The following is a 13,839-nucleotide window of genomic DNA, read 5'->3' on the forward strand; positions in this document are numbered from 1 at the left end:
TGCATCTACTTTTAGGACCTACATATCAAGCAAACCGGAATTCCAGAGGTATTTTGATTCTGGAAAACGAAAGAAATCCAATACCGAGGTCATTCGCTTTGAAACACCTCCTGCTGAACAAGCCCAATTGGACTGGAAAGAAAATATTCGATACATCACGAAAGATGGGGAAATAATTTATGTGAATATTTGTGTGCTTTTACTTTCCTATTCTAGATTTCGAACGTTTCATTTATCTCTCTCTAAATCACAAAGTGTATTATTATCTTTTCTTATAGAGAGTTTTGAAGTATTTGGAGGAGTACCTAAAACGATTGTAACAGATAATATGAAAACGGTTATGGAGGAGCCTAGAACTGAATTTTCAAAAGGAAAGGTAAATGAACGCTTTTATCAATTTTCAAAAGATATGGGGTTTGGAGTAAAGCCTTGTATAGCCGGAAGACCAAATACAAAAGCCAAGGTAGAAGCACCCATGAAGATCATTGATGAAATTCATGCTTACCAAGGAAAATTTGATTATGAAAAACTCCATCAATTCGTACAAAATCTATGTAATCGAATTAATCATAGCTTCCATCAGGGAACAGGGAAAGTACCGATATTGGCCTTTAAAAAAGAAAAAAGTCTCTTATCCCCACTACCAAATGTAAGAATAAGAGATTCCTATAAAATCGATCATATACTTGTGAAAGTAAATACTTCCAATATGATCACCTACAAGTCCAATCAGTATTCAGTTCCCGCTGGATACATAGGAAAAACCGTAGGTTTACAAGTATACGATAACCATATCTTGGTTTATTATAGCACGGATTTGATTGTCCAACATTCCATTAGCCCATTAAAAATCAATTATAAACAAGAACATTATGTAGAAACGTTGGCTAGGGGGCTTCCTCCTACGACAAATATTGAAGAACTGGCTAAGAAAAATCTTGAGGCAATTAATGAGGTGTATAAAAATGAATAGTAGTTATGCAAAACTTGTACATAATCTAGAGTATTTGAAGTTAAAGCAGATGATTACCCATCTTGGTGAGACCATTGATTTCATGACCAATAATCAACTTTCCTTTGTGGATACAATGATAAAACTTACTGACTATGAGATTGATATGAAAGAAATTAACATGGTGAAAGCGATGGTGAAAGTTGGGGCTTTCCCCCACTTTAAAGAGGTAAAAGACTTTGATTTTAGTTTTCAACCTTCCATTAATAAGCAACAGATATTGGATTTCACCACATTAAGATTTATTGAATCACAAGAAAACATCGTTTTCTTAGGACCAAGTGGTGTAGGAAAAACTCATTTGGCAACCGCCATTGGAATCGCAGCCGCCAAGAAAAGGACGAGTACTTATTTTATAAAATGTAATGACTTAATCATGAATTTGAAAAAGGCCAAACTTGAAAATAGGCTGGAAACTAGATTAAAACATTATGCCAAGTATAGGCTTCTTCTCATTGATGAAATTGGCTATTTACCAATTGACGCTGAAGATGCCAAGTTGTTTTTCCAGCTAATCGACATGAGATATGAAAAGAAAAGTACCATTCTAACGACAAACGCCAATTTTAAAACATGGGGGGATATATTTCAGGATCCCAAGTTGGCTAACGCTATCCTTGACCGAGTCCTTCATCACGCAACAGTTGTTAATATTATAGGGGATTCCTACCGACTTAAAAATCACTTTGAAAAAGAAATGAACGAAAAAGGAGATAGACAGAATGGGTAGGTACACAGTGGAGGAAATAACTGAGTTTTTTCATTCTCATGAAGTGAAATGTCAAAGGAGTGACGTACAGGAATGGATTGATAAAACAGGTGGGCTTAGCAACGACGGGGAACTTACAGATTGGGACATGTATGATTTTAGTGAATGGTGGAGTTATCAAGGGACAGCATATGAAGACGGAATTGATGATAAAACAAAAATCGCAAGATTATTGGAGGAAATAGAAGATTTGAAACGTGAAAAATACAAGCTAATGGATGAAATAAATACGCTTGAGCAACGATTAGATATTTTACCATTTTAGCTCTTCACCTCAAATTCGGGGCAAACACTATACTCAATAAGTCTTGCCCCGAAAAAACAAAAATGTACATTCTAAAACAGTCAAATATGTACATAATTTCATTGACATTTATACCCTGAAATAAATCAGTATAATATTTATTAGATTCTTTTATTATAACGAATATGTCACAACAAAAAAGAAACCATTGATTACGGATATATTACATTCGGAAAAAAATGCCTGATTCCTAGCACGTAATACATTATTTCGCCGGGGGTGCGGGCAGCTATACTTTTGTTTTAAGAAACATCCGGAAACAAAAGTGGAATGACAGAAGGACAAAACTGTTTATACGATTACCTTTTAGGAAGAGGAACCATTTGCTGCCCTTAATACAGCGGTTAAGATGGGAAAACTAATCAATAAAAGCGACCAGTCTCCTAGTCGCAAAAAAATAACAAAAATATATATGTGATAATCGCATAGAAAATTTAAGCCGGGATTAGAGGAAAATGGATTTAAATTGATGGAATTTTAGAGTTAATTGATGAAATTGTAAAGCCAACCACGGTCTTTTTATTTTCTCGTACAAATACTGTAATCCATATAATAAATACGATTTATAGTGTAAATATATAAAAAACTGAAGATGATTTAACCGATTTAGCCGGATGATTTTAATCTTTTTTAGAATATTTATAAAAAGGAATGCAAAGAGTCCATCACTTATGATATTAAGCAACACATATTTTTTAAAGTTTCCGTAAGAATATTTTAGCAACCACATGGATAAAGGCATATAAGGTCCAATACTAAAAGGAAGTTCATCCCTTATAAATGATTTTTTCTTATCGTAAAATTTCCACCACTTACGTTTGTGTCCATACAAATGATTTAAGCTTTCAAAGAAAACAATAAGGACGCTTGCTATGGAATAACGTTTTATGCTTCGCTTCCCCATCAATAACAACGATAGCCAAGGAATTGTTAATATAATTAAATTAAAAAACAGATGCCTTTTTGTTATCATAAGCAATTTCACCTCAAATGATAATATATCCAATACCAATTTAAAAAATCCAAGCGGGCGATATCTTTTCATTAAGACTTATGGAGAAATTTAGAAAAGAATTAAATGTTGAATTAGGATAGGCGACATTAATAGGGTATACTTTATTGATAAAAAATAGACTGAACGGTAAAAACCGATCAGTCTATTTATGCCCACCAATGAAAGTTGTAATTTTATTTTGCTTCACGATCTAATAAGTCGGGTAAAAAAGCATTTTCCTTGCATATGAGCAAACCAACCCCTCCCCTTATTAATGAACTTAGGGAATTAAAGTGTCTACACATGAAAAGGTATCCCTATACCCATACTAACTTTGGGAGGTAGGCTATGTTATGAAATTCATCTGGTTGTCAGTATTATTATTGATAGGAAGTCAAAACAATCTTCCTGACAATTTAGTCGTTAGTCATAAAGGAAAAACAGTTGCGAATGTCAATCGCGTTTATTTTTCAAACCCATTAATAGATATTCCGCTTATTGATCAAGAAAACTACAATGAATTTATTAAAAAACTAGATAAGACCATCTATCAACCGCCAACAAACGCTTCTCTGGATAAAAACGGGAATATTGTTGCTGAAAAAGTAGGGTATAAACTGGACCATGAGGCGTTCACGGGTTTGTTTTATACATATTTTTTCAATAAAGGCTCCTCTTTCGTAGAAGCACCTATGCATACAATATATCCAAACGTGGATAGTGAACTGCTCTCACAAATAAGAGTAAATCAAATTGGACATTATGCTACCTATTTTAATTCAAATAACAAAGAGCGTTCTCATAATATTGTACTTGCAAGTGAAGCAATCAATAATCACGTTGTTTTTCCTGGTGAGACTTTTTCCTTTAATAAAGTGGTCGGAAAACGAACGAGGGAAAAGGGCTATAAGCGGGCACCAGTTATCGTAAAAGGTGAATTGTCGGAGGACATTGGTGGTGGAATATGCCAAATTTCTTCAACACTGTACAATGCAGTAGATAAAGCGGGGTTGACGATTACAGAACGATATTCCCATAGCAAACGGGTTGGCTATGTACCTTCAGGAAGAGACGCTACTGTTAGCTGGTATGGACCCGACTTCCGCTTTACGAACAAATACAACCAGCCTATATTGATTCGATCAAATGTTTACGGTGGAACTGTTAGAATTTTGGTGTATTCGTCAGATGCCATTAATAATGAGCCACGAAAAATTCCTAGTGCTTCGGATAAGCTGCCGGAAGAAGCATCTCTTGGATTAGAAAAAAAGGTGCCTGATCCCCGATGAGGTAATGCGTTACCGCATTGGGTGTCAGGCACTAACAATTGGGACTATTAGGGTGAATTGGTTTAATATTTTTCGACTCCAATAAAACGTTAAAATTCTTACCACAATTGCAGGAAAATAAAGTCTGTTTCCTAAAGATTTGTAAACAGACTTATAATATCATTATCTACCTAATTTATTATCAATCTCATTTGTATCTACACTCTCGCCAAATAAATCTTTTAGTTTATTTTTGGCTAGCGTTTTAATATTGTCATCCACGTATAAAGCTACTTGAACTAAAGCGAATATTACAACACTTAAGTCATCAACATATCCTACACCAACTGCAAAGTCAGGTATAATATCTAGTGGTAAAATAAAGAAACCTAAAGCCCCAACAATTGTTGCTTTAATTTTTAATGGTACTTCTGGCTTTTGAAGTGCGTAATAAAGTAATAGAACGGCGTAGACTACAGAAGTTCCAGCCCTTTTAGAAATTTTTTGAATCTTAGTCCAGAACTTTTCCTCTGAGAAATGCTCTTCATGTTGGTTTATATCTTCAGCATTCAGTTTTTCTGCCTCATCTATTAAGTCAGAAACTAGTTCTTCTTCAATTTCAATTTTATCGACTTCATTAATATTAGAGGAGGATAATTCGTCTAGATCTGTTTTCTTCTTAAATAAATTTTTTAACATGAAATCACCCCAAGGATTACTAAATTACAAATACACTTTACACCATAATTATCCAATTACCATCATTTAATTTAAAACTCTAGTATTACAATAACTAAGTTAAAATTGTTGAAATAAAGCGCCTGTCCCCTCAGTATGTAATGTGTAACCGTACAGGGGGTCAGGCACCTTTTTCTCACCAAATACCTTTAAAATACTTGAAAGTTAGCTGCAATCAAAAGGTATATACAAGCAATTGTTTTTACGAAAGCAACCTTATTAATAAAATACTTTCTCCACGTTATATTTGGACTGGAGCTTATTAATGATATACGTTTCATATATTTCTCGTTCCATTGGATCTTCTACTAAACAAATATCGATTTTATATACTTCGTCTCTATGCTTTTTAATAGGTGAAACAGTGTCTTCAAAGTGTTTTTTAATTCTTTGACGTAGTTTCCGGGCTTTTCCAACAAAAAGAAGCTCATCCTTTTTATTAAAGAATAAGAAAATGCCGCCTTTGTCTCGTGGTATTTTGTGAAAATCAATAAATCCATAAATATCCTTGATTTCTGGTTCATTTTCTTTCGGATTTTGTTTCCGTTGTGTAATCGTAATATCTGGAGTTGGTATGCTAATTTTTATCATGTTTGTTCACGTCCCTTTTTGTATAGAGATTAATGCTACCATATGTGAGTAAGAAATGCGATTTTACAGTTAATTCCCGTCCCGACTTCTATCTTCAATTCTCTCTACTAATGTAAATAAAAATCGATAAATGAACCGATATGCTTCCTCTAATGACATCTCCTCTTGGAACCCATCCACATGATTCAAGGCGAAATTTATATCCCATAAGCCATCATTTTGATTAAACATTAATTCAAATCTTGCATCATCTCCATGTAATTCTTTACTTAAGTTTTCTTTAATAGATGTCTCAAACTTTTTCTGCAGCTTCAATCCGACCATGACGTCATATGTTCCAAATACATCATTGACTTCAAAGGTAATAGCATCAACGCCGATTAGTTCCAACCAGTTCGAGTCTAAGTATAGAAATTCATTCTTATGTTTTTGCAGGTAGTCAATTGGCTGTTCTAGAAAATCGAATGATTCTTCAGCAAGCGTTTCTTCTGTTTCTTTATCACATCTCTCTATGTAAGCATCTTGAAAACGTGTAGTAGGATCTTTTTCTACTAAAGTCAAGTCATTTGGAATTAGTTCATGTTTCTCGATATACGCTTTTTCCTCTGAATATACCTCCAGCGTTTTCCCTTGATTCAATTGTGATGAAATGTATTGTTGCATTTGTTTTAACATAGGTATCTCCTCCTATCAATACTTTAACGCGGACGTTTTCTACCTCTTGTTGTATTGGCTTTTGATCCGCTAGGTTTCCTGCCAGAAGAAGGTGTTGCAGATTTTTTACGACCATCCGAGCGTTTACCAGATTGTTGCTTGCTGCCTACTCTCTCATAATCCTCGCGATCAGGGATACTGACTCCTTTAATCACTTGTATTTCCAATCTTTGATGAATCCCTTTTTCAATGATTCGTAGGAATTCTAAATCCTTAGGAGCCACTAACGTAAAGGCAACTCCATCGCCACCTGCACGGCCAGTTCGTCCAATCCGGTGAATATAGCTTTCCACATCATGTGGAATATCATAGTTGTAGACATGTGTCACCCCTTCTACATCAAGTCCCCTTGCCGCAACGTCTGTTGCTACTAGTACTTGAGTTTTCGCATCACGGAATCGTTTCATCGCTTTTTCCCGCTTGGATTGTGATAAATCTCCGTGCAATTCGTCTGAATTGTACCCGTTGGCAATTAGCGCTTCATGAAGCTTGCTGGCACGAATTTTTGTACGACAAAATATAATCGCTAAGAATGGTCGATGTTCGTCGATTAAGTGGAATAATGTTGCTTGTTTTCTACGATCAGTTGTTTCAATCACAACTTGTTTAACCTCTTCCACCGTTACCTTTTTTGCTTTCACTTCAATGAATTCTGGCTCCACCAAATATTTTTTGGCAAGAGTTATAATTTCATTTGGCATTGTTGCAGAGAATAGCATTGTTTGTGGGGAAGAAAGTGCTTCTTGTATGATTTCATCTACCTCTGGAAGAAAACCCATCAGTAGCATTTGATCCGCTTCATCTAACACAAACATTTTAACCGTAGAAAGTTCTATGGTTCCACGGCGAATATGATCTAATAAGCGACCAGGAGTTGCAACGACAATATGTTGCGCACCTTTCAACTTTTTCAATTGATGCTGGACATCTTGTCCACCATAGACAGTTAACACATTAATGCCTTCTACATTCTCCAACATTCTCTTAATTTCTTTTGAAATTTGCTGAGCCAATTCTCTTGTAGGAGTTAAAATAAGTGCTTGAACATCCGACTTGTGCACATCTATTTTTTCAAGAATGGGAAGAACAAAAGCCAACGTTTTTCCTGTTCCCGTTTGTGCTTTTGCAATAACATCCTTCCCCTCCAGTACGGATGGGATCGTCCGTTCTTGGATGGAAGTAGGAGCTACAATTCCTAATGACTTTAATGTATAGTTAATTTCTTTTCGAATACCAAGTTGTAAGAAGTCAAGCAAGGCTAATCACGTCTCTTTTCTTATATGAATGCCGTTGTATTTGTACAAAGGCTTATTAACTATAGCATATTGGTTAGTATTTACAGAGTGATTCGGAATATTATTTTGTATTTCAATGGATGTGGTTCTTTTTTGAAAAAAGGGCCTGACCAGATGCAAAAAACTTTGAGTAATGGAACAATTGCCTTTATACCCGACAAAATAACAATAGAAAAAACCCACGAATAATGATTCGAGGGTATAGATAAAGCGCATTTAAAACTATGCAAAAAATTGATTGGCATATGCTAATAAATTTTCCTTTATGCCGCCAAAATCTTGTTGTAAATCAAGAGATACAACAAAAATTTGATTACCTTTAATGTGATAAATATGGTTGGGTTGATTTAATGCGGTTGTTTTCGCATAAAGCAACATACCTGCAACTGTTTCATCTCTTCCCTTTTTCCAATTATTTATATATGTAAATATTTGATAAAGGTTACCGGACTTTTGTTTTGCAGCCCCACCTTCAAACCTTGATACCATACTCTCAGAATAAAATTTCGCATCCACAATCAATATTTTTTTATCTTTTTGAAGTACAAGGTCTGTTTGCATAATCGGTAATGCATCTGTGAATTCATCATCAACACTCCACTGAATTTGAGGATGGGATACATTATATTTCGTTTCACGTTTGAAAAATGCGTAGATGAACCTTTCATATAAAGATGATAATCTTTGTTCGTCTTGAACCTCTTTTATCATTTGAGATGTAGAGCTCTCATCAAATAATAACTGCTCATAAAGATATCTGCACACGTCTACAATAAATTGATAGCGAATGTTTTGGCGGTTATATCTAACGTTTTCCCATAGCTTCAAATCTAGCTCTACATCTGATACCTCTGTAAAATAAGGCAACAAACCGTAAAACACTCTACGCAATTTTCGACTTATTTTATTTGATCGCGATAGGTAAACGAGTGTCGCTTTAATAATTTGATTCAACAATATATTTTCAGAGAACTCATCATAAACCACTGCTACTTTCTTATCTACCAAAGAATTTTTCTTTATCGTAGAATTGATATCAATTTTCCCCTTTATCACATTGGAGGTCTCTTCAACACTTATATAATCTTTACTTAGTCCTCCGCGGATCAAAACGGGTATACCAATCGATAATATTTCTGCGTAGAGCTCTTTGACGTTCTCAAACTTTTCTGTCCCGATTTGCTTATACTCGGAAAGACTTAATGTTTGGTATGCGTAGGAAAGCATATAATATATATTGCGAATTGGAATATTATTATTCCTCTCCATCGTAACAACCTCTTAGTCGTTTGGCCCAATCATTTGCCTTCTGTTCATCATCAAACCAATACTCAAATAGCTGTGGAATAATTTCATATTCGATTACTTCCTCCACACGACTTGCAGCATTTACTTTGTAAGCTTCACCTACAAAATAGCTATGTCCAATTTGAAAGCCTGTCCCTAGTTCTTCAACAATTTGATTATTTAAGCTTTTAATTTCATTAATGATACGATTTAAAGTTTCTGGATTATTTAATTCGTTTACATACGAAGTAAATGTTTCATTTTGGAATGCCGGTTTAATTTCAAAAAACGAAAATCTCCTTCTGAGTGCGTAGTCTAATAAGGCTAAACTTCTATCTGCAGTATTCATCATCCCAATAATGTATACATTCGATGGCACTGAAAACTTATCATTAGAATAGAGAAGGTTAATTTGCTCGCCTCGCTTATCCGCTTCGATAAGCATCATTAATTCCCCAAATATTTTACTCATATTCCCACGATTAATTTCATCAATAATAAAGAAGTAGTCCCGTTCTGGATCCCGTGCTGCTTTTCTAGCAAACTTCACAAATGGACCTTGTTTCAGCTCAAACCCATCTCCCTCAGCTTTTGGACGGAAGCCCTCAATGAAGTCCTCATAGCTATAGCTTTGGTGGAACTGAACCATATGGATACGCGTTTCATCTTTTTCTCCCATCATTACATACGCTAAACGTTTGGCAATATACGTTTTACCTACTCCTGGTGCACCTTTCAAAATAAGATTTTTCTTATTTTCAAGTAGAGAAATTAGACGTACAAGCTCCTTTTTCTCGATAAAAACATCCGAAAGAAATTCATCCATTGTAAAGGATTCATTTTCTTGTACAGTAGGCTTGGATTCAATAAAACGAATGTAGTAGTCAATGGAACTTCCCGAAACGCCTTTATATTTTTTGTAGGATTCATCTGATACAACGACATCTTTCAACCGTTTTAGTTGCTCGATATCTGTTTCACCAAAAATTGGAGCATTAAAATAGTGCTCTATATCCTTTAACGCATTTACTTTTGACGTAACAGTTTTATCATTCAAGCTAACCCCTGTATCAGTAACTTGGTTGGATAACCAATTTCGAAATTCATTTACTTCAGCAATTTTGGGGTCAATAAAATCTTCATTCATTACTTGATCAATTTCTTTAATAAAATTTGGATATGGATTTAGACATGTTAACGTTTTTTGGGCAACAGTCTGACGCAGTTCCCACTTTCCAACTTGAAGCCAATCTACTTTTCTTCTATGCTTATACTCTAATGCTTCATCATCGTAGTAGTAATCCCCCGTAACAACTCCACGTGCGAGGATTTTCTTAATTCCTTCCTTCACATATACAACATCTCCTATTTGAATTTCATGATAGAAATCCCACACAGCCTTTGTGTCATTAATAGGGCGCACCCCATCCGCCCTTTGCTCAGTTATTTTTCGTTCCACGGCTTCTTTTGAATCGTAGTTTTTTAAATCTCCTAAATAGTCCCAACCAAGCGCAATCATATTTTCCGTGTGAAACTGATCCCATAATCTTGAATATTCACCTGGTGATATTACCCAGTAATTAATGCTATTATCAATTTCATCTTCCTGATTCGCAATTTTCTTCTCTTTTTTAGGATAAATTAAAGTAGGATTTTCATCATAATATAAAAATATTAAATAGGATCGCATTAAAACGCCCCAGTCAGGTATCCCACCTAAATTATCAGGCTTACTTCTAACACCGCGGTTAAATTCATCTTCCGCATATTTTTTTCTAAATTGAATTCTAGTCGTACCAAACTCTTCTGGATACCGGGGTGTACCTTTACCAGTTACTAATCTCTCAATATCCTCATCAATTTGTTTCGTCATTTGTTGATAGACATTTTTATATTCCGAATATGATTGATAATCAAAGAAATTTTCCTTATAGCCGCTACCTAATCCAAACTTTTCTATCAGATGTCCAAGTTTCTCAAGATATGGCGTGTACCAGATACCTGTTTTTTCACCTAAATTTTCCGTAACCCATGCTTTATACTTTTCTTTTTGAGTATTCATAACATCATTCATAGCGTACCTCCAATAAAAAATCTATTACCTCAAATTATAACACTGTATTACTTTAAAAATATTTTTACTTCCATTTTGGTTGGATGATAATATGCTTGAAGAAATCATTTCGGTGGAGCTGCTTATATAACTTTTCTTAAAGGAGATATTGATGGAACGTAGGGGCGAGTCTTTAGCCGGTCCTATCAAATGGGGCAATCTAGAAACGTGTTCATGTATCGATTATTAACGGAGGATAGCATCGATGTCACCATGCTTGACGTTTTGGAAGAAAAGGCTAACTTATTTGATTTATACACGAGAGAATCCGATGTTGCATCACTTGCATAAAAAAAAGAGGAAGCAGAGGAATCCATTAAGCAAAAAGTATTACATTTGGAGAAGGAACGTATTCTTCGCAACGCAGGGTCTTTGGTGAACTTAATTTAAATATGAAAGGGAAAAAAAAATGTAAGCCCAGGTGCATATCTTCTATCTAGAGGTAGAAATTTAGAATATACTCTTTTAGTTATGGTACGGTTCACCGTTCCGGTTTGTAGGGTAAAACAAAATAAGAAAAAAGGGTGGGGATCAAATTATGTCCTCCACCCTATAAAACTATAGGTTCATTTTCTATTATTTTCCGAAGTGCCCGTGACCCATATTTAGTTAGTATTTTGCAGGTCATTTATTTCTTTATACAGTGCTATGTATCTTTACATCTTTTTTAGTAAATCGAGCTAAAATTAACTCTATAACCCTTAATAAGTTTTGATTACTTTCAGAATGGAGCCTCAAAATAATATCAACAATGCTGTCTTTAGAATAATTAACTTTTCTTTTAGGTGACTGTAATAAATAGGAAAGTATATCTAAAACATTTTTTCCTCTTATATGTAATAGCCTTTCTTCCTCAATAAAATTAAATACTTCATTATAATTTGAGTATCTTTCAGTATTATCATCTAAGAGACCTTCCCTTATTTTAACTTCTGATTTATCTAATAAGTTTTGAATTGAATAATTCAATTTAAATTCTTCTCCATTTATATATTTGCATACCTCTATAGAGTACCATGGGATTATTACCTTAAAAATATCTTCCAATAGTGTTATTTCACCTGGGTTAAATAACTTTATTATTCTATTAATTGATCCATGAATTAGATCATTTTCTATACTATAACCAGAAGTAAAAATTATATCGTTGTATTCTTCTGGGACACCTGTATATAACCACATGTCTTTATCAGCTAAGAAAACTACATTGGCATTGTTAGTAATTTCAGCTCTTCTTTCGAATACACTAATTAAACTTTTTCTTCCCCCACACTCGATAATGTTAGCATTTATATCAAATAACTCTGCTTCAATCCATCTATACACTATAGCATCATACTTTCCCTCAACTAATATTGTTGGAAGACTTGATCTATTAATTACAGTAATTATTTCATCTACATCTAAATTAGGTAACGGCATTAAAAATCCCCACCCCTATCATTTGATAGTAGGATTTCTTTATCAGAGTATTTAGAAAGGATAAATGGTGAGTGAGTTGTAATTATATATTGATTATTTGTTTCCTGAGAGAACAAAAAGTTCATAAACATCCTTTGCCAATCTACGTGTAGACTAATTTCAGGTTCATCTATAAATATCGAGCTATTATCAAAAAATAAATTGTAACATAAAAAGCTTAGCATTTGTTTTTCACCTGCTGATAACAAATTTGATGACAACGCTTTTGCTGTGTCACCCAAAGTAATTGAATCACTTAACTTAATTCCTTTATCTTCAAATATTGTCCCAACAATGTTTGAAAGCATTTCAAAGTTTCTAAAACGTTCTTTCTTTTTATTCTCAACTTCAATCACTTTCTGTTTAATATTATTAAGGACTTGGGATGCATTTTCGACAAAGTTATTATCAAATCTAGTAATTTCTTCAGTAATATACTTATTCATTTGGCTATGAAGTAAATTGTTAAAATCAGATATTTTAGTATACTTTTCGGTTAAAAGTTCTTTGATATCATTTGTAGAAATTGACGTAATAAACAAATGATTTTCATCTGATAATGTTCTAGAAAATTTAGACATAACCTCATCTAATTCTTCTTCAAAAGTTCTTCTATACCTAGGAAATATATCAATTGAACTTGCAAATCCCCCCTCTATTCTTCTAAAAGTAGGGAAAAACACAGATTTTTCAAATTTACTTACTTGATAAAGTTTTTCTTTCCTAGATTCAAAATATTCCCTCTTCCTAGAAAGCGGGAAGCTTTCAAAATTATTATCTAATGGATCAATTTCCGTTTCAACCCAATTATCCTCATCATCTTTATAGGTGAATTTTATATAAGTTTCTGGATTAACTTCTAATTTAAATGTATTTGTTTCCAGCTGTGCATAATCAAAATATAGTTCTGAAATTGCTGTATCTACTTTACCACTTAATAGATACCATAATAATTTTAGCAATGAAGTTTTACCAGTCCCATTTTTACCTGTAAGAATGTTCAAATCATTGTTAAAGTTTATTGTAAATGACAATTTCTGATTTAAATTTTTAACTTCAAACTTTTTAATCACTTTTTTATCTCCTTTGGATCTACGTTATTTTGGTCAAAGATTAGTTAAGTCAAATTCCTCTTTCTTATTGTACATTCAAAGTAACTCTCCGGATAAGCCACTTCGAGTACGATTTTCAAGCGGGATACCATATTTTTTGCTACCAAAATCATCATAAAAAAGAGATCCTAACCGCCACCATTTATCCTATTAATAACTTCCATCATTACATCAATAGATT

14 protein-coding genes are annotated in these 13,839 nt (G+C 33.9%); 5 read left to right on the plus strand and 9 right to left on the minus strand.

Going from position 1 to position 13,839, the window contains the following annotated elements; genetic code table 11:
* From istA to NQ185_RS00015, 3 genes are all read left to right on the plus strand, one after another.
* Positions 1 to 973 (plus strand): IS21 family transposase (istA, locus tag NQ185_RS00005; protein ID WP_257579469.1); only part of this gene is annotated, 973 nt, incomplete at its 5' end.
* Positions 966 to 1,742: an IS21-like element helper ATPase IstB gene (gene istB, locus NQ185_RS00010; RefSeq protein ID WP_257579470.1), complete on the plus strand. Its 777-nt coding sequence runs from the start codon at positions 966 to 968 to the stop codon at positions 1,740 to 1,742. The genes istA and istB, both read left to right, overlap by 8 nt.
* Complete coding sequence (locus tag NQ185_RS00015) at positions 1,735 to 2,046, plus strand: hypothetical protein (protein WP_257579471.1); 312 nt, start codon at positions 1,735 to 1,737, stop codon at positions 2,044 to 2,046. The genes istB and NQ185_RS00015 overlap by 8 nt, the downstream gene beginning before the upstream one ends.
* Positions 2,047 to 2,530: 484 nt before the next feature.
* On the opposite strand, the gene NQ185_RS00020 is transcribed toward NQ185_RS00015, so the two are convergent.
* The gene (locus NQ185_RS00020; RefSeq protein WP_257579472.1) at positions 2,531 to 3,058 is read right to left on the minus strand and encodes a hypothetical protein; all 528 of its coding nucleotides are present in this window, start codon (positions 3,056 to 3,058) and stop codon (positions 2,531 to 2,533) included.
* A gap of 374 nt (positions 3,059 to 3,432) precedes the next feature.
* Between NQ185_RS00020 and NQ185_RS00025 the strand changes: the two genes are divergently transcribed.
* Entirely contained in the window at positions 3,433 to 4,368 is a 936-nt protein-coding gene (locus NQ185_RS00025) for a VanW family protein (protein ID WP_257579473.1), read from the plus strand.
* A 162-nt stretch (positions 4,369 to 4,530) separates the two neighbouring features.
* Here NQ185_RS00025 and NQ185_RS00030 read toward each other — a convergent pair whose 3' ends face one another.
* From NQ185_RS00030 to NQ185_RS00055, 6 genes are all read right to left on the minus strand, one after another.
* The gene (locus NQ185_RS00030) at positions 4,531 to 5,046 is read right to left on the minus strand and encodes a YkvA family protein (RefSeq protein ID WP_306999684.1); all 516 of its coding nucleotides are present in this window, start codon (positions 5,044 to 5,046) and stop codon (positions 4,531 to 4,533) included.
* A 258-nt stretch (positions 5,047 to 5,304) separates the two neighbouring features.
* A complete protein-coding gene (locus NQ185_RS00035; RefSeq protein WP_257579474.1) occupies positions 5,305 to 5,676 on the minus strand; it encodes a nucleotide excision repair endonuclease in 372 nt (123 codons plus the stop codon).
* 69 nt (positions 5,677 to 5,745) lie between these two features.
* Complete coding sequence (locus NQ185_RS00040) at positions 5,746 to 6,351, minus strand: branched-chain amino acid aminotransferase (protein WP_257579475.1); 606 nt, start codon at positions 6,349 to 6,351, stop codon at positions 5,746 to 5,748.
* A gap of 23 nt (positions 6,352 to 6,374) precedes the next feature.
* Positions 6,375 to 7,646: a DEAD/DEAH box helicase gene (locus NQ185_RS00045; RefSeq protein WP_257579476.1), complete on the minus strand. Its 1,272-nt coding sequence runs from the start codon at positions 7,644 to 7,646 to the stop codon at positions 6,375 to 6,377.
* A gap of 261 nt (positions 7,647 to 7,907) precedes the next feature.
* Positions 7,908 to 8,954, minus strand: a complete 1,047-nt coding sequence (locus NQ185_RS00050) for a 5-methylcytosine restriction system specificity protein McrC (protein WP_257579477.1) — start codon at positions 8,952 to 8,954, stop codon at positions 7,908 to 7,910.
* Positions 8,941 to 11,046 (minus strand): DUF8426 domain-containing protein, encoded by a 2,106-nt coding sequence (locus NQ185_RS00055; RefSeq protein ID WP_257579478.1) that lies wholly within the window; start codon positions 11,044 to 11,046, stop codon positions 8,941 to 8,943. Before NQ185_RS00055 ends, NQ185_RS00050 begins: the two co-directional genes overlap by 14 nt.
* A gap of 189 nt (positions 11,047 to 11,235) precedes the next feature.
* On the opposite strand from NQ185_RS00055, the gene NQ185_RS00060 reads away from it, so the two are divergent.
* The gene (locus NQ185_RS00060; RefSeq protein WP_257579479.1) at positions 11,236 to 11,376 is read left to right on the plus strand and encodes a hypothetical protein; all 141 of its coding nucleotides are present in this window, start codon (positions 11,236 to 11,238) and stop codon (positions 11,374 to 11,376) included.
* Positions 11,377 to 11,721: 345 nt separating this feature from the next.
* Here the strand turns inward: NQ185_RS00060 and NQ185_RS00065 are convergent, their stop codons facing one another.
* Both NQ185_RS00065 and NQ185_RS00070 read right to left on the minus strand, forming a co-directional pair.
* Complete coding sequence (locus NQ185_RS00065) at positions 11,722 to 12,507, minus strand: DUF4435 domain-containing protein (protein WP_257579480.1); 786 nt, start codon at positions 12,505 to 12,507, stop codon at positions 11,722 to 11,724.
* On the minus strand, positions 12,507 to 13,619 hold the full coding sequence (locus tag NQ185_RS00070; RefSeq protein WP_257579481.1) for an AAA family ATPase: 1,113 nt from the start codon (positions 13,617 to 13,619) through the stop codon (positions 12,507 to 12,509). Before NQ185_RS00070 ends, NQ185_RS00065 begins: the two co-directional genes overlap by 1 nt.
* Positions 13,620 to 13,839 lie beyond the last annotated feature (220 nt).

The organism is Lederbergia panacisoli, from assembly GCF_024626525.1.
In the GTDB taxonomy this organism is placed as follows: Bacteria; Bacillota; Bacilli; order Bacillales; family Bacillaceae_C; genus Lederbergia; species Lederbergia panacisoli.